Source organism: Cohnella fermenti (assembly GCF_004801405.1).
In the GTDB taxonomy this organism is placed as follows: domain Bacteria; phylum Bacillota; class Bacilli; order Paenibacillales; family Paenibacillaceae; genus Cohnella; species Cohnella fermenti.
This window is the reverse complement of the sequence record NZ_SSOB01000013.1, coordinates 41,543-65,020: the sequence shown is the minus strand read 5'-3', so window position 1 is coordinate 65,020 and position 23,478 is coordinate 41,543. Positions and strand designations below refer to the sequence as shown.

Here is a 23,478-nt window from a genome sequence, read left to right as displayed (position 1 = left end):
GCCGCCGTCGGCTCCTTTTTTTGCAAGCGTTTACCAAAATTCGTCACGGTCGGCAGGAATTAAGATGAGCGATAGCGAATTGTCTCTTAAACAGCTTCATCAGCCACTGCACCCGGTGCGTCATTCACTTCTTGCGTTGTCGGCAACAACCATAAGAAGGGGGAATCGAAGGCTTATGTCATCGCTGCCCAGAACGAATGAACTCGGTTTTTTCGAGATTCGCCTTGAATCGATAGGCGGACTCGGGGCGAATCTCGCCGGCAAGATGCTCGCGGAAGCGGGCGTCATGGGCGCTTCTCTGAACGGAGTCAGCTTCAGCTCGTACGGCTCCGAGAAGAAGGGCTCGCCGGTCAAGGCGCACATCCGCTTCTGCGACCCGGACACCCGGATTCGCGACACCTCACCCGTCGAACGGCCTCATGTCATCGGAATTTTCCACGAGAATTTATCCCGCACCGTCAACGTCATCTCCGGCATGTACGAGGACAGCATCGTCCTGGTGAACTCCAGGAAGTCTCCCGAAGAGCTCAAGGATCAATTGAAGCTGAAGAGCGGCACGATCGCTGTCGTCGACGCGACCGGCATCGCGCTGTTCGAGCATAACCGCGTCAACATGGCGATGCTCGGCGGCCTGTTCCGGCTGTGCGGCTTCCTCGACCCGGAGTTCATGAAGGGCGTCGTGCGCAAGTCGCTCGAGAAGAAGTACCCCGCTTCCGTCCAGCCGGCCCTAAGCACGTTCCAGCGCGGCTACGACGAGGTCGCGATCCAATCGTTCGCCTTGCCGGAGGGCGAGGAGATGCCCGGCTTCGTGCGTATGGACACCCCCGTGCTCGGCTACGAGACGCAGCCGCTCGGCGGGGTCATCACGAATCCCGGCAACAGCATCCTGAAGGACCTCAGCATCTCGCGGGCCGGGCGCCTGCCGCACTTCGCGGACGACAAGTGCATCCACTGCGCGGCCTGCGACAACGTCTGCCCGGACTTCTGCTTCGTCTGGGAGGAGCAGCCCGACAAGAAGGGGCGGCCGCAGATGTTCCTGCAGGGCATCGACTACCAATACTGCAAGGGCTGCCTGAAGTGCGTTCAGGCGTGTCCGACCTCCGCGCTCTCCGGAGAGTTCGAGGTTGAGGGCTATGCCGACGGCAGCCGCGTTCCGCACCGCTTCAATCTCGCGATCTCTTGAGGAAGGGGGGGAGCATTCCATGGCGATTGACATGAGCAAGACGGCCGCCCCCAAGGGCAAGGTCGAGCAACGAGTCGTCTACGAATCCGGCAACGAGATGGCCGCTTACGCCGCGCACCAGATCAACTATCATATCATGGGGTATTTTCCCATATCGCCTTCGACCGAAGTGGCCCAATTCCTCGATCTGATGAAGGCGAACGGCCAGCACGACATCGTGCTGATCCCGGCGGACGGGGAGCACGGCTCCGCCGGCGTCTGCTACGGCGCCTCGACGGCGGGCGGGCGCGTCTTCAACGCAACGAGCGCGAACGGCTATCTGTACATGCTCGAGCAGATGCCCGTCCAGTCGGGGACGCGCTTCCCGATGGTCATGAACCTCGTCTGCCGCTCCGTGTCCGGTCCGCTCGACATTCACGGCGACCATTCGGACCTGTACTTCGCGCTCAACACCGGCTGGCCGATCGTGCTGTGCCGCGACCCGCAGGCGGTGTACGACATGAACATCCTCGCGCTGAAGCTGGCGGAGGACCCCGAGGTGCGGCTTCCGGTGCTCGTTGCCTCGGACGGCTACTTCACGAGCCACCAGAAGCGCCGCGTCATGACGTTCGCGAACCGCGAGGACGTGCAGGCGTTCGTCGGCGAGAAGCCGCCGGAAGGGTTCGCGCACGTGCTCGACCGCGACAATCCGATTACGGTCGGCCCGTACATGAACGAGCCGGATTACATCAACAACTGCTACCAGCAGTCGATGGCGATGTACCGGGCGGAAGCGGTGTACGACCGCATTCGCCGGGAATACGCGGAGCTGACCGGACGCGATTACCCGATTCTCGACCTGTATCGGATGGACGACGCCGAAGTTGCGGTGTTCCTGCTGAACTCGTCGGCGGAGATCGTCAAGGACGTCGTCGACCAGCTCCGGGAGCAGGGCGTGAAGGCGGGGGCGATCTCGCCGAACATCATTCGCCCGTTCCCGGCCCGGCAGCTCGCGGACGCGCTGCGCGGGGTGAAGGCGGTGACGGTCGGCGACCGGGCCGACTCGTACGGCGGACACGGCGGCAACATGACGCTTGAGGTGAAGGCGGCGCTGCAGACGTACGAGAACCATACGACGAAGGTCGTAAGCCGCATCTACGGACTTGGAGGCAAAGACTTCTACGCGGAGGACGGGCTGAAGCTGTTCGAGGCGGCGATCGCGGCGGCGGGGAGCGGTTCGGGAACAGCGACTCCGGGTACAGCGGCAGATGCGGCACGAGTCGTCAAGCCGTTCGATTACCACGGACATACGCCGGGCGATCCGGCCAAGGCGCCGAAGCGGGTGCTGGAGCCGATGAAGTTCGAGGAGCTGAAGACCGGCCTGATCACCGTAACCCCCGACGAGGCGAGCGGCAAGCTGAACGTCCGCGTGCCGCCGCTGCGCAATCTCACCAAGAAGCCGAAGCGGATCGCTCCGGGGCACGGGGCCTGTCCGGGCTGCGGGATTTTCTCCGGATTGGAGCTGTTCTTCAAGGGCATCGAGGGGGACATGGTCGCGCTCTTCCACACCGGCTGCGCCATGGTCGTCACGACCGGCTATCCGTACTCCGCGCACAAGGCGACGTACATCCACAACCTGTTCCAGAACGGGGCGGCCACGCTGTCGGGCGTCGTCGAGATGTTCCATGAGCGCAAGCGGCGCGGCGAGCTCGACCACCTGGGGCTGAAGGACGACTTCACGTTCGTCATGATCACGGGCGACGGCGGCATGGACATCGGCATGGGACCGGCGATCGGGGCGGCGCTGCGGGGCCACAAGATGATCATTCTGGAGTATGACAACGAAGGCTACATGAACACGGGAGCGCAGTTGTCGTATTCGACGCCGCTCGGGCATCGGACGTCGACGTCGAACGTCGGCAAGCAGCAGGCGGGCAAGGTGTTCCACCACAAGGACACGGCGCAGATCATGGCGGCCACGAACATTCCTTACGTATTCACGGGAAGCGAGGCGTATCCGATCGACCTGGTGCGCAAGGCGGCCAAGGCGCAATGGTATGCGCAGAACGAAGGGCTTGTGTACGGCAAGATTCTGATCACCTGTCCGCTCAACTGGCTGTCGGAGGACCAGGACGGCTCGACGATTATCGACCAGGCGGTCAATTCGTGCTTCTTCCCTCTGTACGAGGTGGAGCGGGGCGTCACGGCGATCACGTACAACCCGGAGGAGAAGGGCAAGAAGGTCCAGGTCATCGATTGGCTGAAAATGATGGGAAAGACGAGGCACCTGTCCAAACCCGAGAACGAGGCGACGCTGCGCGAATTCGAGAGCGAGATCGAGCGGCGGTGGACGGTGCTCAAGGCAAAGCATGAGCATCCTTATCTGTGAGGCGGTGAGCGAATGTGCCCTACGCGCTTAGGCATTCAGTGAACGGCGAGCTGCTCGCGGGCATGCAGACGAACGCCCATGGCCTGCCGTTCTACGGTCTTCTGCTCTGGGACGAGGAGCCGGGCGAGGAGAAGCGCTTCGACGCGTTGATGGGATCGGGGCGCTTCCGGGCGCTCTCCCCGGAGGCGATCGTCAAGGAGCGGCACGCGGCGGAATGGGAGCAGGTGCGGGATCTGGGCCGCTGGAAGTTCACGCTGCTGTCGGAGCAGGAGGCGAAGCTCGGCAACGTCAAGCTGCGCAACGATCCGTCGCTGCGGGCGTACTTGCAGGACGGTCAGGTGACCGCTCGGCCGGAGGGTTGATCGGGAGCGGGTCGGAAGGTTGAACTGATGCGGCCGGAAGGTTGATCGGGATGATCCGGATGCCGCCGAAGCCGTTGGCTTGCGAATTTTATATGAATTTTCACATTCGTCGGTGCGGATGGGGAGGGAATCGGGACGTTTTATGTGATTTTTCGCATACATCCGGCCCCTCTGGCCGAAAATTCCTCCACGAATGTGATTTTTCACATTGAATCGCCTAAAATGCCCGTTGCCGAGCTGCACCAATGCGGTTTTTCACATAAAACCGTCAACCGCATCGGATAAAACCGCCAAAGGCATCGGCCATGCCCTGGCATGCCGCTTCTCCTCAACAATCCAAAGGACCGTCGGGGGTGACTCGCGATTTCCCTTGACGGTTTTTGCTGTGCGGCGGGCTCCCTATATTTTGTTTCTCTTCTCGGTGAAATGCCCGTCATCACGTTCCTTGTATTTGTGCTATAATGGGAGTCGACGCAAGCAAGGATTGTGCGAGATGTCACCGGGAGGGAACAAATCATATGGAACGACGTTTTGTCATCGAGGCGGTCATGATCGCCACTTACGGCCAACTGCTTCTGCCGAAACGTCCTGTCGAATACAGGATTCCTTACTCCACGATCATGGAGTTGTACGATATGAAGGACAGCCCGGAGCCGATCATGCCGGAGCCGGATGACGACCGGCACGTGAAGGCCAAGGTGGCGGAGATGATTCAGTTCTTCGAAGATCCGTTTAATAAGAAGAAGCTGGAACGGGCGCTGCTGGCGCCGTGGCGTGAGAGCCCGCCGTTGCCGATCAACGAGCACGTGACGTTCGTCATCGTGAACGCCGTGGAGAACATGCAGTACGGCGAAGTATTCGATCCGATCGAGACGGAGCTGATTCTGACTTCGCTGCGCCTGCAATGCCCGATTCTGACCGATCAGATCGAGTTCCAGGACAAGGCGATCCAGAGCAGCGTTCCGGTGCTGCTCTACGACATCGACGACTACGAGTTCGCGCTGGAGGAAGATGTTCCGTCTTCTGACGGCTATTCGCAATGAGGAAGCTGCCGGCTGGAGCCGGCAGCTTCTCTCGCTAGGAGGGATTGAATGAGGCTCGGAGCCGCCTGGGCTCGCTGGATGGCGGCCAGACTGCGCAAGCACGGGAAGCCGGAGCAATCCCTTGCTTGGTACGGCCGGATCGGCGAGCGGCGAATGACGGAGCATGATCGGCTCGATTACGCCGATCTGCTTATCGAACGGGATCGCGCGGCGGAGGCGATCCGGATTCTGGGAGCGGCGATCGCTTCGGCCAACCGGCCGGGCGCCTTGCTGAAGCGGGCTCTCGCTTACAACGATATCGGCCGCGAGAGGGAAGCGATTCGCGATCTGGACGAGGCGATTCGCCAGGAGCCGGAAGCTGCGATTTATTGGTATACGAGAGCGATCTCCCTCAGCAATCTGAGGGAATACGAAGCGGCTGCGGAGAGCATGGAGCGGGCGCTGGAGCGGTGCGGGGAAGAGGCGCGCGCTTCGATGGGCTACGAGCTGGCGTGCATCTGCCTGCGGCTGGAGCAGGTCGACCGGGCCGTTCGTCTGCTGGAGCGAGTCGTTGCGCAGGAGAAGTTTGTCATTCCGCTGCATCGGTTCCGCTATGCGGAAGCGCTGGAGGCGGCAGGGCGCGAAGCCGAGGCGATCGCCGAGCTGCGCAAGGCGGTGCGGGAGCAGAGCCGACTGCGCCTGAGCCAAGACCGGGGAGCGGCCTTCCTGCTGGAGAGAACCGGTTACTCGGACGCCGCGATTCGGACCTTGATGGCGATTGCCGATGCGGAATACGGCTTCCGCATGAAGGAATCGCAGTTGCTCGAGAAGGCGGGGATGATGAGCGAAGCTCTCGAGACGATCGAAGCCGGCCTCAAGGAGTATCCCGGCGAAGAGCTGCTGCTGCTTCGTCAAGGGGTGCTGCTCCGCCAGTCGGGGCGGGAGGAAGAGGCGATCGCGAAGCTTTGCGAGCTGGTCGAGGCCAACCCGGACAGCTTCTCTTCGCGGATGGAGCTCATTCTGACCTACCGCCGCCTGGAGCGTTGGGACGCGGCGGTCAGCGCTCTGAACGAGACGCTGAAGCGCCACCCCGGACATTCGGTTGTCCGCTATTGGCTCGTCGATGTGCTGCGGGATTCCGGCCAGCCGGAGGCCGCCCTGCGCATGAGCCTGGCTCTGACGCAGGAGGAGCCGGGCGATCCGCTGAACTGGAAGCAGCGGGCGGAGCTGTTCATCGACGCGGAGCAATACGGGGAAGCGGACGAGGCGTACACGAAGGCGATCTCCCTTGACGGCAGCGCGGATTATTACATGAGGCGGAGCTTCTCCCGCTACATGGACCGCCGCTACGAAGCGGCCATGCTGGACGTCCAGGAGGCGATGAAGCTCGAGCCGGCTCTGCAGGAGGACAGCAAGACGGCTTATGCGCTTGCCGAGCTGTACTCGGGCATGAACAACCATGCGCTTGCCGAGGAGGAATACGAGCGGGCGATCCGGCTCGAGAGCGACAATCCGCGCCTGTACGAGAGAAGAGCGATCGCGCGGATGAACGCGGGGAAGTATGCGGCCGCGATCGAGGATTGCCGGGCCGGCCTGGCGCTCGTGCCCGACCATGCCCGGTTGATCTGGATGCTGAGCTGCCTGCATTGGGAGCTCGGCGAGTACGAAGCGGCGCTCACGGAAGCGCGGCACTACGCGCGGCTCGTTCCGGACGATGAGCAGGGAATGCTCCATCTGGCAGCGATCCATTCGAACCTTCGGCAATATGACGAAGCGATTCGCGCGATGGACCGGGCGATCGAGCTGGAGCCGTTCCGCGCCCGGCTGTACCTGGAGCGGGCATCGCTCTATTATCACCATCGGTTCGACCGGTTGCGAGCGGCCGCCGACCTGTCGGAATGGCTGCTGTACTCCGCCGCCGAACGGCCGGAAGATGACCCGCTGTCGCTGCTCGACGAGCTGGACGGCTTCGACGACGAGATGCGGGAACGGGTGATGGAGCGTTATGCCGGCGACGGCGGCTCCGGCCGTTATCTCATGTGAGGAACTGATCCAGATGAATTAGGAGCGGGCAAGCAATTTGCGCGAATAGCATTCCACAAATAGCAGATACTGGGGAGAGACTAGCAGAAGGCGGTGCTCCCCATGTGTCAGCGATATTCTCTAACCGCAAGGTTGCCCGAGCTGATCGAGCAATTCCGGATCGATACGGTCGATGCGTCCGTGTCGTACCGGCCCAAGTATAACCTGTCTCCTACCCAGGATGGCTCCATTGTGTACGAATACGGCAAGGAGCGGGTTCTGGACAGCTTCCGGTGGGGCTTCATGCCGTACTGGTCGAAGGACGGCATCAACGCGGATGCGAGCGCGATCGGCGAACGGCTGATCTACCGCCGAATCGTCAACAAGCAGCGGTGCGTCATTCCCTGCTGCGGCTTCTACGGATGGCGAGCCGACAAAAAGGTTCTTCAGCCGATGCGGATTGTTTTCCGGGATAAGCGGACGTTCGCCGTGCCCGGATTCTACGAGATCTGGCCGCGCGTGGACGGCGGAGCGATCAAGGCGTTCACGATGCTGACGACGCCCGCAGCCGGAGTTGTCGAGTCGTACGCGCAGCGGATGCCGGCACTCTTGGACGAGGACGGCATCGACGCATGGCTGAGCGAGGATGTCCGCGAATACCGGAAGGTGTATCCCGTCATTCGGGAACTGCCCACGGCCGAGCTGGAAGCATTCCCGGTGGGAGGCTACATAAACGATGTCTCGCTGGAGGTTCCGGATTGCGCGGAACCGATCCGTCCGGCGTATGCGGCGCTCAGAAGATAAAGATCAGCCTCCGCGGCCGACATCGGCGCTGCGGGGGCTTTTTTTGCCTATATGCAATGCAACAGAGGGAGAGGACAAGAGGATGGAGAAGCAAGTCGATGTATATCTGTTGACGGGGTTCCTGGGGAGCGGCAAAACAACCCTGCTGCGCAAGCTCATTGAAGACGCGGAGGGCAGGGGGCTGAAGTCCGCTGTGCTCATGAACGAAGTGGGCGACGTCAATCTGGACGGCTTCGCGGTCGGCGAGAAGGTTCCCATGGCGGAGCTGCTCGGAGGCTGCATCTGCTGTTCCGTCAAATCCGATGTCGGCTTGGAGCTGCTTGAGCTGATTCGGGCGCATCGTCCGGACGCTGTCTGGATCGAATCGACCGGCGTCGCCCAGCCGCTCGAGATCATCGATGCGGTGTCGGAGACGTCGCTCTATACGCGGCTTGAGCTGAAGGGAGTCATGACGGTCGTGGATGCCCGGCATCTGCTCGATCGGGTCCGCATCGGCTCCGGCCGGACGTTTAAGCTGATGAAGGATCAGATCCGCGTCTCGTCGGTCCTGATTTTGAACAAGGCCGATCTCGTCGGAGCTGCGGAATTGGAGGAGCTGGCGGGCTGGCTGCGGGAGTGGAACCCGTCTGCTGCGATTCTGCCGACGGTGCGCTGCGACGCGGATCTGACGTTCCTGAGGGAGCCGGGCCCGGAGCAAAATCGCAGCGAGGCGCGCGGGAGCGGGAATGGGAATGGGAGTGGGAATGGGGGCGGACATGAATCCGTTCCTCATGAGCATACGCAACACGAGCACGGGCACGTTCACCGCGATCATGAGCACATCCACGTCTGGACGCATTATTTGAACGAGCCGCTGGACAGCATTCGGTTCGAGCGGTTCCTGAAGGAGCTTCCGGACGAGGTATACCGCGCCAAAGGCATCGTGACCTTCACCGACACCCCAAGCCGCTTCCTGTTCCAATACGCTTACAAGGAGAGCGACTTCATGAGAATCACCCCGCAGAGAACCGTGCACGACGTACTGGTGTTCATCGGCGAGGGCTTCTCGAAGGAAGAGCTGCTGCTGAAGCTGGAACGGTTGCGCGAGGTGTCGGCGTAGCAGGGGGGCAGCAGCGGGCAGAACCCAAGTAGAACCCAGGCAGACCCAGGCAGAGCTCAGACAGAACCCAGACACAACCTAAGCGCCATCTTCGATTGCAAGCTCCCGCCGTTAGGCGGGGGCTGTTTGCCGTAGTGCCTCTGCTGCCAACCTCCTCTATCCGGAAAATCCGCACAACAACTCCACAAAAGCTTCAACCTGGGTGCAACATACTAACTAATCCGCACCATGCGCGCCCGGCCGAACGAATGCGAAATTTCACATAAAAAGCGCCACCGGGGTGGTCATCTCAAAGGGCCGAACAAATACGAAATTTCACATAAAAAGCGCCACGGGGGCGGTCAAACGGCCGAACGGCCGAAGCTGCCGCGCTCGCCGGCGGCGCGCCGGACCGCGCTGGCGAATGGCAAAGCTCGCGGCGGGGGATAGTAAGGAAAGAGGTGGTAAAGATGGAATATCAATTGATCCGAATCGGCCGAACGACGTGCCTTATGATGGTCATTATGTCCATCGGGTTTATGAATCACGTGGTTATCGCCCCTATGGTGCTCGACCGTGCGGGAAGGGATTCCTGGCTGACGGTTCTGTTGACCGCGGCCATCTTGCCTGTCGCTATTCTGCTTCTGCGCGCTCTTCTTCGATCCATCGGAACCCGACAATTGCCGGAATGGCTGGGGGAGAGAGTCGGACTTCCCGCCAAATACGCGATCCTCGCCGTATTCGCCGCGCTGCTCGGGATGATCGTCATCTCCACCGTTCTCGATACGATTCAATGGGGGGAGGCTACTTATCTTCCCAGGACGCCGACGTTCGTAACGACGCTCATCTTCGCAACGTTATGCACGGCGGGCGCGGTGCTCGGCATCCACGTGATCGCCTATGTCTCCTGCCTGCTGCTTCCATTCGTCTGCCTTCTCGGCCTCTTCGTCTCCGGAGCCAACACGCCGCGCAAGGATTACAGCGAGCTGCTGCCGGTTCTCGAACATGGCTGGTCTCCCGTGCTGAACGGGATGGTTATGGTGGCGGGGGGCTACTCCGAGCTCGTCCTGCTCGTGCTGATCCAAGGGTACGTCAACAAGCCCTTCGCCCAAAAGCATGTCTGGATCGTATCGGCCTTCATTGTCGTTCTCAGCCTTGGTCCTATCGTCGGCGTGCTGACGGAGTTCGGCCCGTACGAGGCTTCTATCCAGCGGTATCCGGCCTTTATCCAATGGAGAATCGTTCAGATCGGCAAGTACTTCGAGCATGTCGACTTCTTCGCGATCTTCCAGTGGATCTCCGGCGCGTATATTCGCACGTCCTGCTCGCTCGCGTTAATGATGGATCTATTCGCAATTCGCAGCCGGGTGAAGAGGGGGATATTCGGAGGGGCGCTCGGCCTTCTCACCCTCGGTTGCTCGATCTATCCGGTCGACGATTCCACCGAGTATCGGTTCTATGCGGGCTATGCTCCCATCATGCTGTGCGCCTTCGCGGCGCTGCTCCTGCTTCTGCTTCTGATCGCCGCCTTCGGGAAGAGAGGAGACGCCTCCCATGAGACAAGCAACGGGGCATGATTGGTTCGATGAGGAATTGCACAACTGCGCGGATGTCATTGTCCAAGAGGTGGTGGGGGGCGAGAGGCGAATTTGCCTTGCGTATACGACTGGCCTCGTGGACGAGATGCTGCTGACCGAGAGCATCCTTCCCCGACTGCAGATTATGCTGCGGGATGGAGGGGAGATCGGCTCGGCCTATGCGCTGATCGAGCTTCGGCATGACAGCGAGCTTGCGCGGAAGCGGGTTTTTGCGCAGTTGTTCTCCGGTCATCTGCTATTCTTCATGGACGGCGATATCCGTTCGTTCTCCATTGCGAAGATGCCGGGCCGGCAGCCGGAGGAGTCCAGCTCGGAGCTGTCCGTCAAAGGGCCGAAGGACGGCTTCGTCGAAGAGCTGCACATCAATCTCGGCCTCATCCGCAAGCGGATTCGGACGACCAAGCTGAAGGTGGAGCTGTTCACGCTCGGCACCGAGATGATGATCGATATGGCTCTGCTCTACATGGACGGCGTTACGAAGCCCGAATGGGTGGACGAAGCGAGGAAGCGACTGGACAAAATCCACACCAAGGCAATCAACGGAGCCGCTCAGGTCGAAGAGATGCTCGGAGACCGTTCCGTCTCGCTGTTCCCCCTGATCGATTATGCCGGCCGACCCGACTCCGCCGCGGACGCGCTGATGAACGGCAGCGTTGTTTTCCTACTGGAGAATTCTCCGCTCATCTTCATTGCCCCGGTAAATCTGTTCTCGCTGCTGAAGTCGCCGGAGGACAATTACTTGCCGTACCACTTCGTGACGGTCGAGAAGCTTGTCAGGGTCATTGCGCTCGTCGCCACGATCTTCCTGCCCGGCTTCTGGGTGTCCGTATCCGCGTTCAACGTCGACCAGATTCCGTTCCCTCTGCTGTCGACGATCATTCTCTCGCGAGTCGGACTTCCGGTATCGGCGACGATGGAGATGTTCCTTATGCTCTCCTTGTTCGAGGTATTCCGGGAAGCCGGCGTACGGCTGCCGAGAGCGGTCGGACAGACGGTGGCGGTCGTCGGCGGGGTCGTCGTCGGCGAGGCGGCGATCGAAGCGGGCTTCACGTCTCCGACCATGCTGGTCATCGTCTCGCTGACGATCGTGTCTTCCTTCACGCTCGTCAACCAATCGCTGTATGGGGCGGTTACGATCATGAGGGTGCTCGTGCTGTTGTTCTGCATGCTGTTCGGGATGTACGGCTTCTTCCTCTCGATGATGGCGGTGCTGACGTACCTGGCGTCGATTCGCTCCTTCGGCCTGCCGTACTTGCAGCCGTTCGGACCGTTCCATCTGCGGCAGGCGCTCTCCACCCTGATCCGTCTCCCCTCTAACCTGTCCAACGGCCCGTATCAACCGCGCCGATCCAAGAGCAAAAGAGGAGGGAAGTAGTCCGATGGCCGGCAAGCTGCGAGGGGTAAGAAGGCTTGGCGGATGGGGAGCCGCGCTTCTCGCTTGTCTTGGCATGACGGGCTGCTGGGACGAAGTGATGATCCAGGATCTGCACTACATTACGGCTCTTGGATTCTCGTACAACGACAAGAAGCAGGAATATGAAGTGTTCGCTCAGATCATCGATCTGGCCGGCGTGGCGAAGAAGGGCAATTCCAGCTCGGAGCGAAGCGCCTCCGTCTTCGGCCACGACAAGGGAGCGACGCCAAGCGTAGCGCTGGACAATCTGTTCCATACGATGCAGATGAGTCCCAATCTGGATCATGTGATGGCGATCGTCATCGACCCGTCGTCGGCCCCTGTGCTGCCGGACATGCTCGATGGAGTGGATCGCAACAGCGCAATCCGTTACGCGATCCATCTCCTCGGGACGGATAGCCCGCTTGGCGAGCTGTTCAGCTCGACTGGCAGGAACGCGCTCTCGCCGCTGAATACGGATATTTACCAGCCGAATTCGAATCGGGCGAGCCTTCCCTTCACAACGAAGAACCAAGTAAGGGACGTCGTCAAGTCGTTAAAGTCCTGCCCGTGTCCGCTGTACATCCCTCTTATGAGGTTGGATGGAACTCACTGGGAGCTGAACAGCGGCTTGCGTCTGGATCTGCCTTCCTTCCAGGGAGCGTTCGTGATGGACAACGGTCGTTATGCCGGGCAGTTCGGCGAAGCGGAGCTGTTCGGAGTCCGGTGGTTCCAAGGGGTGTCCAACGGCAGGCAACTGACGGTGACCGAAGGGGAGAAGGTCAGTGCGGTGCTTCGAATCAAGAGCTCGTCGGCAGACTATCGTTATGACAAGGAGCCGACCCCGACGTTCACGCTGTCGCTTACCGTACGGGCGCTCTTGTCCGAATACGTCGACCACTTGACGGAGCAGCAGATCGAAGAGCGGGCGGAGCAGGAGATCAAGGATCAGATCGAAGCCTCCCTGAAGCTCGCCGGAAGCAAGTCGGTCGACTTGTTCGGGTTCGAGGAGTATCTGTACCGCCATCGGAGCGCCGAATGGAAGCGGCTCAAGCAGCGGAACGAGACGTTCGAGAAGCTTCCTGCGAAGGTCGAGGTCAAGGTGCATCTCGTCCATTCCGGGAAGATGAAGCTGCAGAAGAGCTGATAACCCGGCCGAATTCGCTTCGCGCAACCTCTGTTTTGTCAGCTTGGCGGGGGATGTGATACGATAGGGGGAAAATGGCACCTACAGCAGAAGGGGAAGTGCGGGGACATGCAGCTACGAATTCTGGGAGCGAGAACGAGCTACGACAAGGCGAACGGTTACGTCGCGCACATTCAATTCGAAGTGGACGGGCACAAGCAGCCCTATGAGGCGACAATGCAGAGCGATCGCGGAGACGAATGGAGCCATTCGCTCTTCTTCCTCGGCGAATCCGGAAGCGAAGAGGAGATCGACGCGGTGGAGGCGGAGCTGGACACGAACGACGAGCTGTTCGAACTTCTCGTCGATGCGGCGGAACGGGCCTGGAACGAGAGCGAGACATCGAGGGCGTAGCTTCGCACAGCACACAAGACGAGAAGCCCGGGAGCGAACTTCTCGGGCTTCTTCTTTTCCAATCCCTTATTTAACAATCATAACCGGGCATTCGGCATGCTGAACGACGTTGTGGCTGACGCTGCCGAGCACGAACTCGCGGATCGGGCCAAGGCCGCGGCTGCCGATGACGATAAGGTCGTTCTGCAGTTCTTCGGCCAGGTCGAGAATAGCCAGCGCCGGGCTGCCTTCGAGGAGCTTGTATTCGGCCGCTACGCTGTCCGGGACGCGCACCTTCGCCTTCTCAAGCACCTTGGACGACTGTTCGGTGAGCTGCTGGGCCAAGTCGGCCGGCGTGTTGATCAGAAGGTCCCCGGAATTGTAGATCGGAAGGTAGAAGACGTGAGCGACGGTCAGCTTCGAGCCGAAGCGGCTTGCGATCTGGACCGCGTGATTGAGCGCCTTATCCGACTGTCCGGAACCGTCGTAGGCGACAAGAATATGGGAGTAGCTCATGGGAAACACCTCGTCTGATTAATATGTAGGCCGACAGCCTCTCTGTTCACCTTACCCCTTTCTGACAATTTTGAAAAGTGCTATCGATCACATGTTTACCAATTTGACACATTCGGCAGCCGTCCTCTTCGCGGGGCATGCGGGACAAAATTGATTTCCGGCGGGAGGTGTGCTACATTAATTGTCCACATTTGAGAGACGAATATACATTCGGGAGGAGAAGGAATGTCGGTTAGCGCCAAGCACCAAGAAGAAGTTCGGAAGCTGGAGCGGGTACGCGGGGAGATCATCGCTCAGAGGGAGGCGATCGGAGCGCCGTATACGGGCAAGGACGTGACGGAGCAAGTGCTGGACGACCTGCGGCAGCAGAAGAAAAAAAGGCTGGAGATCGCGGAGAGAGAGCCTTACTTCGGGCGTCTGGACTTCCGGGAGGACGGCCATGCGGCGGCTATGCCTCTCTACATCGGCAAGACGGGCGTCGGCGAGGAGGAATCGCAGAAGCCGCTCGTCATCGACTGGCGCGCCCCGATCTCGAGCCTGTTCTATTCGTTCACGGGAGGAGACGCTGCGGTGTCGTACGACTCTCCGGACGGCATTGTGAACGGACGCGTCTTCCTTAAACGCAATCTGCTCGTTCGGGACGGAGAGCTGCAGCGCGTGGTCGACAGCTACGAAGAAGGCCAGGACAATGCGGCTCTGACGACGGACGAATTCCTGCTGCATCGGCTCGGCGAGAGCAAGGACAACAAGCTGAAGGATATCGTGTCGACGATTCAGCAGGAGCAGGATGCGATCATCCGGACGGAGAAGAACAAGGCGGTATTTATTCAAGGAGTGGCCGGCAGCGGGAAAACAACGGTTGCGCTGCACCGCCTCGCCTATCTGCTGTATCGGTACAAGGATCGTGTTCGTGCGGAGCGGATGATGATTCTTGCCCCGAGCCGGATGTTCCTCGACTATATCTCGGGGGTGCTGCCGGAGCTCGGCGTCGGCGACATTCGCCAGACGACGTTCGAGGAATGGGCGGTCGAGCTGCTCGAAGGAACGGTTGTTCAAGAGAGCCACGCGGCGGCGCTGGAGCGGTGGTTCGAGCGCAAGACGACAAGGGAGGAGCGCGAGGGCGCGCCCGGGCGAATCAAGGGAAGCGTCGCCTACGCGCAGAAGCTTCGCGAGTCGCTCGCCGGCTTCGAGGAGAGCTTGATTCCGGACGAAGAGTTCAGTCCGTATCCGGGAATCAAGCTGTCGGCCGTGCAGATTCGCGCCTGGTTCCGCGAGGAGCCGGCGGAGGAGCCGATCATGAAGCGGCGCGAGCGCCTGCTGAACCGGCTCAAGCGCTGGATGGAGATCCAGCTCGGCCGCGGCCGTTGGGGCGACAAGACGATCAAGGCGGCCGCGACGGCGAAGTGGAAGTCGTATTCGAACAAGGTTCCTTCGCTGACGGCGGCGGAATTTTATCGGCTGCGCTTCCCCGGGGATGCCGCTTATAAGCCCTCGGCTTCGAAGCGCAAGCCGACCGTTGTGCCCCGGGAAGATCTGCCGGTGCTCGCCTTCCTGCACTTGCGCCTGTATGGCACGCCGGAGCCGGCTTACGACCATATCGTCATCGACGAGGCGCAGGATTATTCGCCGCTGCAGCTCTCCGTGCTGGCGAACCGGCAGCGGCTTCCGTCCTTGACGGTGCTCGGCGACCTGCAGCAGGGCATTCACGATTACGCGGGCATCCGTTCCTGGAAGGAGCTTGCGGACCTGTTCCCCGAGAGCGACACGGCGTACTACGAGCTGGATCGAAGCTACCGTTCGACGACCGAGATCATCGAGTTCGCCAATCGGATTCTCGCCGGGATGGAAGGGGAGGCGAAGCCCGCAGTTCCGGTGTTCCGCAGCGGCGAGCCGGTGGAGTGCGTCCCGCTCGCGAAGGGGCCGGCGGCGCTGGCCGCAGAGACGGCGCGTACGATTCGCGCCTGGAGCGGCGAGCCGGGGCTGTCGACAATCGCCGTGCTGTGCCGGACGGCAGACGGCAGCAAGCGCTTGCATGCCGAGCTCAAGAAGCTTGGGACAGAGGCATCCTTGCTGCAGGCGGACCAGCAGGCGTATAGCGGCGGCGTGACGATTGTGCCCGCCTACTTGTCCAAGGGGCTGGAATTCGACGCGGTGCTTATCGCGGATGCGGATGAGCTCAGCTACGGGCCGGAGGATGCGAAGCTTCTCTATGTCGCTTGCACCCGTGCCCTGCATCGGCTCAAGCTGCTGTTCCAGGGCGAACCGAGCCCGCTCATCGGCGAGAACTCGGGGCGCTAGAGAGGAATAGGGAGGACCGGGGAATAGAGGGATGATGGAACAGAGAGGATAGCGGAAGAGAGGATGACAGAAATAGAGACGATGGCAGAATGTGTGATATAATAGCTCACAGTTTAACATCCTTCCCGCGAGGAGCGCTGCCTAATCTATGAATCGTCGCATATGGCTCACCTTCCTGCCCATTCTCCTCATCTTCCTGGCGTTATCCGGCTATATCGTCTGGAACGGAGGGTTGTATCTCGAAGCGCTGTGGCCGGAGTACCCGAAGCTGCTGTATTGGCTCTTGATGGGGCTCTTCGCCTTCAGCTACATACTTGGCCGCATTCGCTTCCGGCCCAAGGCGCTGTCTCGTTTCCTGAAGGTCGTCGGCTCTTATTATTTTGTTGTGTTCGAGTTCGGGGTGCTGCTCTCGCTTGTCGTCGATGTGATCGGCGGGGGTGCCAAGCTGCTTGGCATTTATCCCGATCGCTACGCGCTTGTCGCCGGCTCGATCGCGCTTGCGGCGCTGCTGCTGCTTCTGGCCGTCGGTTCCTGGAACGCCTGGACGCCTATCGTGCGGCGCTACGAGGTCGCGATCGACAAGCGAGCCGGGGTGCTCGACAAGCTGGAAGTCGTCGTCGCCTCGGATCTCCATCTGGGCAACGTGGTCGGCAATCGCCATCTGGATCGTTTGCTGCGCATCGTGGACCGGATCGAGCCCGATCTGATCCTGCTTGCCGGAGACGTGATGGACGAGGACATTGAACCGGTCATCCGCAATCGGAACGACGAGCGGTTAGGCCGGCTCCGTGCCCGCTACGGAGCCTATGCCGTGCTGGGCAACCATGAATATTACGGCGGCCATGCCGAGGAATTCGTCGGTCGGATGCGTTCGGTCGGCATTCCGGTGCTTCGCGACGAGACGACGCTTGTGGCGGATGGGGCCGTCCAACTCGTCGGGCGCAAGGACAAGACCGCGGAATCGGCCGATCCGGACGGGCGCCTGCCGATGAAGGCGCTCACGGAAGGGCTCGATCCCGCGCTGCCGATCCTCGCGATGGACCACCAGCCTTACCAATACGCCGCTGCCGCCGAGGCGGGCGTCGATCTGCTCGTCTCGGGGCATACGCACAGGGGGCAATTCGCGCCGAATCATTGGATCACCCGCCGCCTGTTCGAATTGGATTGGGGCTACCTGCGCAAGGACCGGATGCACGCATTCGTCTCCTCCGGCTTCGGGACGTGGGGCCCTCCGATCCGCCTTGCAAGCCGCAGCGAGCTCCTTCATATCACCGTCCGCTTCAAGGAGGAATAACGCTTGAGAATGACCAGCATCGCCGTCATCGTCAGCTTCATCGCCTTCGGCATCTTCGCCGCCCTCGTCGGAACGAATTCCGTATCCGGCTTCGACGATCCGATCATCAAGCTCATTCAGGGCTGGGAATCGCCGGGTCTGACGTCCTTCATGGAGACGATCTCCATGTGGGGCACCACCTGGTACGTCGTCTCGGTCGCCGTCGTTGTTATGCTGCTGTTGGCTCTCCTGCTCGGCCAGCGCAAGGAGCTTCTGCTCTTCGCGGCGGCGCTCATCGGCTCGACTCTGCTGAACAATATCGCCAAAGGGCTGTTCGAGCGGGAGCGTCCGTCGCTGCACCGCCTTATCGAAGAAGAGGGCTTCGGCTTCCCGAGCGGCCATTCGATGGCCTCCTTCACGCTGGCGGTCATCACAGCTTACCTGCTCTGGAAGCACATCTCGTCGTCCGTTCTTCGAACGGCGGTTGTCGTGCTTGCGGTCGCCTGGTTCGTCTTGATGGGGACAAGCCGCATCTACCTCGGCGTTCACTACCCGAGCGACGTCATTGCCGGCTACCTGCTCAGCGCGACCTGGGCCGGGATCATGATTACGGCCTTCCGAGGCTGGATCGCACGCGACGACAGAGAGGAACCGACTTTCGAGTACGCGCTGAGGAATATCGATCAATAATTCAGGTCAGGAATTCAAGCCAGGAATTCAAGTCAGGAATCCAAATTAGGCTGCAGCCGCTCAAACGCACCGTTTGAGCGGTTTTTTGCCGTGTGAACCCCTCTGATTCGCCTACTGTCGGACTCACCGCACCCATTCGTCCCCATTGACCCCATCGGACTCGTCCAATCCAACAAATTTGCCGAACCCGGCAGGCCCTCTGAAGTCGCCAAACCCTCCAAACTCAACGAACCTGCCAAACCCGCCGAACCCAACACACCCAACACACCCAACAAACAAACCAATCGCCAAACTCCCACCGCCCCCGCCGAGCCCGTCAAAGCTGCTGAGCCCACCGAATTCAACAAACCCAACAAACAAATCCAACAACCCCGCCGAGTCCGTCAAACCTGCCGAGTCCGTCGAACCTGCCGAGTCCGTCGAACCCGCCGAACCCGCCCAACCTGCCGAACCGACCGCCCCCAACAACCCCGCCTAACCCGCCGAAGTCGTCGAACCCGATGGCCGCCGAATTTTATGTGAAAAATCACATTGGTGCTGCCCGAAAAGGGGTACATTGCCCGTTTTTATGCGAAAAATCACATTCATGGAGGAAAATCCATCCCGCGCTTCCGTATATATGCGGAAAATCACATAAAACGCCGCAATTGCCTCCCTATCGATGCCTCTGAATGTGAAAATTCACATAAAATCGCAAAAGTCACCGGACCAGGGGGCGGAAAGCGAGCCGAGGCGGGGATTGCGAGAGATCCAGGGAGGGAGATCGAGGGAGATCGAGGGAGATCGAGGGAGCCGGGCGGAGAATGAGCAAACAGGAGAAGGTGCGCGAGAGAGGCGGAAGATGTATAGATGGATGAGCGTAAGAGGAAGCGAGCACGAGAGAGAGCGGAAGCTGGAGCGAGCAAGAGAGAAGGCGATCCCGCAAGATGCCCTGCCGACTTGGTACCGCATACGGATACCTCGCAGAAAGCACAAAAGCGGCGGATCGAAGAATAAGGCGGTTTTTCTCATGGCTTTCGGCTTATATATGACACACTAATAAAAACATTATTGTGTCATATTTAAAAATGTGATATACAATAAATAGGATTCACGCGATTGAAAAAGAGATGAAGCGAAGGAGGGGGCGAGAATCGAACTTACGTCACGACAGTTGGAGATCGTCGACATGGTGACCAAGTCCGCTCCGATTACCGGGGAGCAGATCGCGGAGACGCTCGGCGTCAGCCGTCCGACCATCCGTTCGGACTTGTCGGTGCTGGTGATGCTTGGCTTTATCGACGCGAAGCCGAAGGTCGGCTACTTCCTCGGCAAAGCGCTGAAGCCGGAACGCAAGGCGCAGGATTGGATGCAGGAATGGAAGGTCAAGGACCGGATGAGCCGTCCGGTCGTCATTCGCGATACCGCCACCGTCGGCGACGCCGTCATCAGCCTGTTCGTGGAGAATGTCGGGAGCTTGATCGTCACCAGCGATCAGGACGCGCTTATCGGCATGGTATCGCCCAAGGATCTGCTGAAGTTCACGCTTGGGAATCCGAGCGCTTCGACGATTCCGATCCGGATGGTGATGACGAAGCAAGCGCAGCTTGTGACAATCGAGCCGGAGGAGACGCTGCTTGAGGCGGCGCGGCGGATGATGGCTTATCAGCTCAACAGCCTGCCCGTTGTCCGGGCACGCATGACGGAGGACGGAGGCCGGGAGGCGGAGGTCGTCGGTCGCATTACGAAGACGAATATTACACAAGCCATGGTAGAGATAGCCTCGCATATGTAGATGGGGTAGGAGGAGAAGCGGTGCCGGGTGAAGAACGGAAGATCATCTATGTCTGCTCGGATGCGGTGGGAGAGACCGCTGAGGCGGTAGCCAAGGCGACGGTACGTCAGTTCGCGCTTGCGAACGTAACGATTAAACGGTATGGCGGCATCAAGCAGGAGGATGAGGTGAGGGCGGTCGTCATGGAGGCGGCCCGAACCGGGGGATTCATCTCGTACACCCTCGTTCAGCCCGAGCTTCGGGAGACGATGAGGGACGAATCGATTCGCGCGGGGGTGAAGGCGGTCGACGTCATGGGCCCGATGATGCAGGCTTTTATCGACACGTTTAACGATTCGCCGAAGTACAAGCCTGGGCTGCTGCACGAGATGGACGATCATTACTATCGCAAGATCGAGGCTGTCGAGTTCGCGGTCCGCTACGACGACGGGAAGGACGTTCGCGGGCTCGTGAACGCTCAGATCGTTCTGATCGGGGTATCGCGAACGTCGAAGACGCCGCTTAGCATTTATCTGGCGCACAAGGGCTATCGGACGGCGAATTACCCGCTTACGCCCGAAGTGAAGCCACCGACCGAGCTGTTCGGGCCAGCCGTTCCTTCCGAGCGGCTGACGGTGGGGCTGACGATGCGGCCGGAGCGGCTGCTGAAGATTCGAAGCGAGCGTCTGAAGGCGCTCGGGCTTCCGACCCATGCGCAATATGCTTCGCTGGAGAGAATCGAGGCGGAGCTGCGGTATGCGGACGAGATGATGCAGCAGTTGCGCTGTCCGGTCATCGACGTGACGGAACGGGCGATCGAAGAGACCGCGGGCATTATTCTTGAGCATTGGCAGAACGTGACATTGTAGAAAATAAACCTGACACAGGATCAAACGAGGGGGAACGATCATGGAGAGAGAGTTGGCATTGGAGATCGTACGCGTCACGGAGCTTGCCGCATTGGCATCGGCGCCATGGCTCGGCAGAGGGGACAAGAACAGTGCGGACGGGGCGGCGACTTCCGCCATGAGGTCGATGTTCGACACCGTGTCGATGAAGGGGACGGTCGTCATCGGGGAAGGCGAGATGGACGAAGCGCCCATGCTCTATATCGGGGAAGAGGTCGGCAGCGGCAACGGGCCGGAGCTGGACGTCGCCGTCGATCCGCTTGAAGGAACGGAGATCGTCGCCAAGGGACTCAACAATGCGCTGTCCGTTATCGCCGTCGCGGGCAAGGGCAATCTGCTTCATGCGCCGGATATGTACATGGAGAAGCTGGCCGTAGGACCGGAGCTGGCCGGCAAGCTGAGCCTGACGGACCCGCTTGAGCTGACGCTGCAGAAGGCGGCGGCGAACCTGCACAAGAAGGTGTCCGATCTGACCGTCATGATTCTGGATCGCGATCGGCACGAGTCGATGATCAAGACGCTGCGCAAGGTCGGCGTGCGAATCAAGTTCTTGTCGGACGGGGATGTCGCCGGCGCGATGGCTCCTGCGTTCCCGGAGGCCGGCATCGATCTGTACGTGGGCTCGGGCGGCGCGCCGGAAGGCGTGCTGGCCGCAGCGGCGCTGCGCTGCCTGGGCGGCGAACTGCAAGGGCGGCTGATGCCTGCGGACGGGAATGAGTACAAGCGCTGCGTCGAGATGGGAATCGAGGACCCGTACCGGGTGTTGACGATGGACGACATGATCGGGACGGAGGATGTTATCTTCGCGGCTACCGGCGTGACCCCGGGCGAATTCCTTGGGGGAGTCCGCTACTTGTCGGAGCAGAGAGCGGAGACCCATTCCATCGTAATGAGAGCGAAGACCCGCACCATCCGCTTCATCCGGGCAGTTCATTACCTCCCGAACAAGAAGCTTCTAAGCGAGCTGTAAGAACGCCGCGAAGAGCCGAACCGCTTAAACGTCGAGTTCCGGGCGCAGTCCCGCTACTTTATAAACTTATAGCCAATGCCCCACACGGTCTTGATGTGTTGGGGCTCTTTGGGGTTCCGCTCGAGCTTCCTCCTCAGATTCGTAATATGAACGTCGATCGCTCTCTCGTTCACGTACGAATCGATTCCCCGCACGGAATTGAGCAGCTCCTCGCGACTGAATACGCGGCCCGGATACTGCATGAACAGCTTCATCATCTCGTATTCCGAGAACGTCGTCTCGATATTATGACCCTCGAGCATAATCGTTCGGCGCTCCCCATTCAGCAAGATCCGATCGCGGGCCGCGGCGGCGCCCGCCGGCACCGGCTGGGCCGCGTTAACCCGGCGGAGCAACGCCTGAATCCGGACCTTGAGCTCCTGAACGCTGTAAGGCTTTGTTAAGTAATCGTCGGCTCCGAGCGTGATGGCCTGAATCCGGTCGGCAACCGCATTCTTCATCGAGGTTACGATGATCGGAACCGGCGTCTTCTCGCGGAAGCGAGTGCACAGGATCGGGCCGTCCGCGTCCGGAAGCATCAGATCGAGAATAATGACCTCCGGGGAAAATTTAACCAGAGCCTGGAAGCCCTCGCGAGCCGATTCCACCCGTTCGACGTCGAATTGCTCTTCGGTCAGATACAACGTCAGCATCTCGCCGAGAATCGAATCGTCTTCTATGACCAGAACCTTCGTCACTTCAAATCTCCACCCATATCTGAATTGTTAGTTAAACTAATACTTTGCTTATACTTCTCGATGGAACGGAAGACAGTCGCTCCTCTCGATCGATTATCCTCTTCAGGCGAGCCGGTTCGACCGGCTTCGTCATCACTTCGACCGACTTCGACCGGCTTCCGCGCGGGATTGCCGAGAAGCGTATCGGGAACAGCGGCATTCCGGGCTATTCGCAGGGAGATCGGCTTGTCTCGGACGAGCTTCGGCATCGTGTGCTTCAGGCTCTCCGACATGGAGTCAGATGGAGATGGATGTTGCTCACAGTCCGTACGCCATGCTCCGGTTGGCGGATAAGACCGGCGAGTGATGAGGGAGGATTCCGAACATACAGCCACCATTGTAATCCGAAGCGAACGCGCATGCAAATCTTCCTTGAAGTATGAGATAAACTAACATTTGACAAATAACCATTAGGTAAATTTTTTAATGCTTTCTCTTTATCATGGCATCATAAGGAAATTTTGCGAGAGAACAACGACTCGGATTCGCTTGACGGAAGCCCGGACCCGCCACCCGCCCCGCCCCCGATCCGAACTTAACGACTGATCCAAGCCCAATTAAAGGAGCCGACTTATCCAATGAGAATGTTAAACAGCTACTTCACGAGCGATAATCAGAAGTATGAAGCGCCCAATGTACCCATCAACCTGTTGAATCCGTTGTTCTTATCGTTCGCCAAGCACCACAAGCTCACCCCGCGGGAGACTCAGGTCATGAGAATTCTTGTTGTCGAAGGGATGCGCAACGATGACATGGCCGCGCAGATGCACATCTCGCCGAAGACGCTCAAGAACCACCTGGCTTGTATGATGAAGAAGACGAACACGTACTCCTCCCGTTCGCTGCAAGCGATGTTCTTCAACTACGTGCTCCGTACGCTGCTTCCGACCGCCTGATTGGAGTCGATTCATGATGAAGCGATTCATGGACGGGTCGCTTCGCAAC

Annotated in this window: 20 protein-coding genes; 18 read left to right on the top strand and 2 right to left on the bottom strand. The window is 60.0% G+C overall.

Going from position 1 to position 23,478, the window contains the following annotated elements:
- Positions 1-175 precede the first annotated feature (175 nt).
- From E6C55_RS11980 to E6C55_RS11930, 11 genes are all read left to right on the top strand, one after another.
- Entirely contained in the window at positions 176-1,183 is a 1,008-nt protein-coding gene (locus E6C55_RS11980; protein ID WP_136370035.1) for a 2-oxoacid:acceptor oxidoreductase family protein, read from the top strand.
- A 19-nt stretch (positions 1,184-1,202) separates the two neighbouring features.
- Positions 1,203-3,551 carry a thiamine pyrophosphate-dependent enzyme gene (locus E6C55_RS11975; protein ID WP_136370034.1) on the top strand — a complete coding sequence of 783 codons (2,349 nt, stop codon included), beginning with the start codon at positions 1,203-1,205 and terminating at the stop codon, positions 3,549-3,551.
- A 14-nt stretch (positions 3,552-3,565) separates the two neighbouring features.
- Positions 3,566-3,913: a hypothetical protein gene (locus tag E6C55_RS11970; RefSeq protein WP_136370033.1), complete on the top strand. Its 348-nt coding sequence runs from the start codon at positions 3,566-3,568 to the stop codon at positions 3,911-3,913.
- A 518-nt stretch (positions 3,914-4,431) separates the two neighbouring features.
- A complete protein-coding gene (locus E6C55_RS11965) occupies positions 4,432-4,956 on the top strand; it encodes an ADP-heptose synthase (protein ID WP_136370032.1) in 525 nt (174 codons plus the stop codon).
- 48 nt (positions 4,957-5,004) lie between these two features.
- The gene (locus E6C55_RS11960) at positions 5,005-6,978 is read left to right on the top strand and encodes a tetratricopeptide repeat protein (RefSeq protein WP_136370031.1); all 1,974 of its coding nucleotides are present in this window, start codon (positions 5,005-5,007) and stop codon (positions 6,976-6,978) included.
- 102 nt (positions 6,979-7,080) lie between these two features.
- Positions 7,081-7,761 carry an SOS response-associated peptidase gene (locus E6C55_RS11955; protein ID WP_136370030.1) on the top strand — a complete coding sequence of 227 codons (681 nt, stop codon included), beginning with the start codon at positions 7,081-7,083 and terminating at the stop codon, positions 7,759-7,761.
- Between the two features lie 82 nt (positions 7,762-7,843).
- Complete coding sequence (locus E6C55_RS11950; RefSeq protein WP_136370029.1) at positions 7,844-8,860, top strand: CobW family GTP-binding protein; 1,017 nt, start codon at positions 7,844-7,846, stop codon at positions 8,858-8,860.
- A gap of 449 nt (positions 8,861-9,309) precedes the next feature.
- Positions 9,310-10,416, top strand: a complete 1,107-nt coding sequence (locus E6C55_RS11945; protein ID WP_136370028.1) for an endospore germination permease — start codon at positions 9,310-9,312, stop codon at positions 10,414-10,416.
- The gene (locus tag E6C55_RS11940) at positions 10,394-11,812 is read left to right on the top strand and encodes a spore germination protein (RefSeq protein ID WP_136370027.1); all 1,419 of its coding nucleotides are present in this window, start codon (positions 10,394-10,396) and stop codon (positions 11,810-11,812) included. Before E6C55_RS11945 ends, E6C55_RS11940 begins: the two co-directional genes overlap by 23 nt.
- Before the next feature lie 4 nt (positions 11,813-11,816).
- The gene (locus E6C55_RS11935; RefSeq protein ID WP_136370026.1) at positions 11,817-12,977 is read left to right on the top strand and encodes a Ger(x)C family spore germination C-terminal domain-containing protein; all 1,161 of its coding nucleotides are present in this window, start codon (positions 11,817-11,819) and stop codon (positions 12,975-12,977) included.
- Positions 12,978-13,085: 108 nt separating this feature from the next.
- Positions 13,086-13,370, top strand: coding sequence for a hypothetical protein (locus tag E6C55_RS11930; protein ID WP_136370025.1), 285 nt, complete (start codon positions 13,086-13,088; stop codon positions 13,368-13,370).
- 66 nt (positions 13,371-13,436) lie between these two features.
- Here E6C55_RS11930 and E6C55_RS11925 read toward each other — a convergent pair whose 3' ends face one another.
- Complete coding sequence (locus E6C55_RS11925; RefSeq protein WP_136370024.1) at positions 13,437-13,865, bottom strand: universal stress protein; 429 nt, start codon at positions 13,863-13,865, stop codon at positions 13,437-13,439.
- A gap of 225 nt (positions 13,866-14,090) precedes the next feature.
- On the opposite strand from E6C55_RS11925, the gene E6C55_RS11920 reads away from it, so the two are divergent.
- The 6 genes from E6C55_RS11920 (at position 14,091) to glpX (ending at position 21,757) form a co-directional block, all read left to right on the top strand.
- Positions 14,091-16,163, top strand: a complete 2,073-nt coding sequence (locus E6C55_RS11920) for a HelD family protein (protein ID WP_136370023.1) — start codon at positions 14,091-14,093, stop codon at positions 16,161-16,163.
- A gap of 148 nt (positions 16,164-16,311) precedes the next feature.
- Positions 16,312-17,457: a metallophosphoesterase gene (locus E6C55_RS11915; protein WP_136370022.1), complete on the top strand. Its 1,146-nt coding sequence runs from the start codon at positions 16,312-16,314 to the stop codon at positions 17,455-17,457.
- A gap of 9 nt (positions 17,458-17,466) precedes the next feature.
- The gene (locus E6C55_RS11910) at positions 17,467-18,126 is read left to right on the top strand and encodes a phosphatase PAP2 family protein (protein WP_230986664.1); all 660 of its coding nucleotides are present in this window, start codon (positions 17,467-17,469) and stop codon (positions 18,124-18,126) included.
- A gap of 1,153 nt (positions 18,127-19,279) precedes the next feature.
- Positions 19,280-19,900 (top strand): helix-turn-helix transcriptional regulator, encoded by a 621-nt coding sequence (locus E6C55_RS11905; protein WP_269145548.1) that lies wholly within the window; start codon positions 19,280-19,282, stop codon positions 19,898-19,900.
- A 20-nt stretch (positions 19,901-19,920) separates the two neighbouring features.
- On the top strand, positions 19,921-20,748 hold the full coding sequence (locus tag E6C55_RS11900; protein ID WP_136370019.1) for a pyruvate, water dikinase regulatory protein: 828 nt from the start codon (positions 19,921-19,923) through the stop codon (positions 20,746-20,748).
- Positions 20,749-20,788: 40 nt separating this feature from the next.
- Positions 20,789-21,757: a class II fructose-bisphosphatase gene (gene glpX / locus E6C55_RS11895; protein WP_136370018.1), complete on the top strand. Its 969-nt coding sequence runs from the start codon at positions 20,789-20,791 to the stop codon at positions 21,755-21,757.
- Positions 21,758-21,810: 53 nt separating this feature from the next.
- Here the strand turns inward: glpX and E6C55_RS11890 are convergent, their stop codons facing one another.
- Positions 21,811-22,494 (bottom strand): response regulator transcription factor, encoded by a 684-nt coding sequence (locus tag E6C55_RS11890; protein ID WP_136370017.1) that lies wholly within the window; start codon positions 22,492-22,494, stop codon positions 21,811-21,813.
- Between the two features lie 617 nt (positions 22,495-23,111).
- Between E6C55_RS11890 and E6C55_RS11885 the strand changes: the two genes are divergently transcribed.
- Positions 23,112-23,429 carry a response regulator transcription factor gene (locus E6C55_RS11885; RefSeq protein ID WP_136370016.1) on the top strand — a complete coding sequence of 106 codons (318 nt, stop codon included), beginning with the start codon at positions 23,112-23,114 and terminating at the stop codon, positions 23,427-23,429.
- The last annotated feature ends 49 nt before the right edge of the window (positions 23,430-23,478 follow it).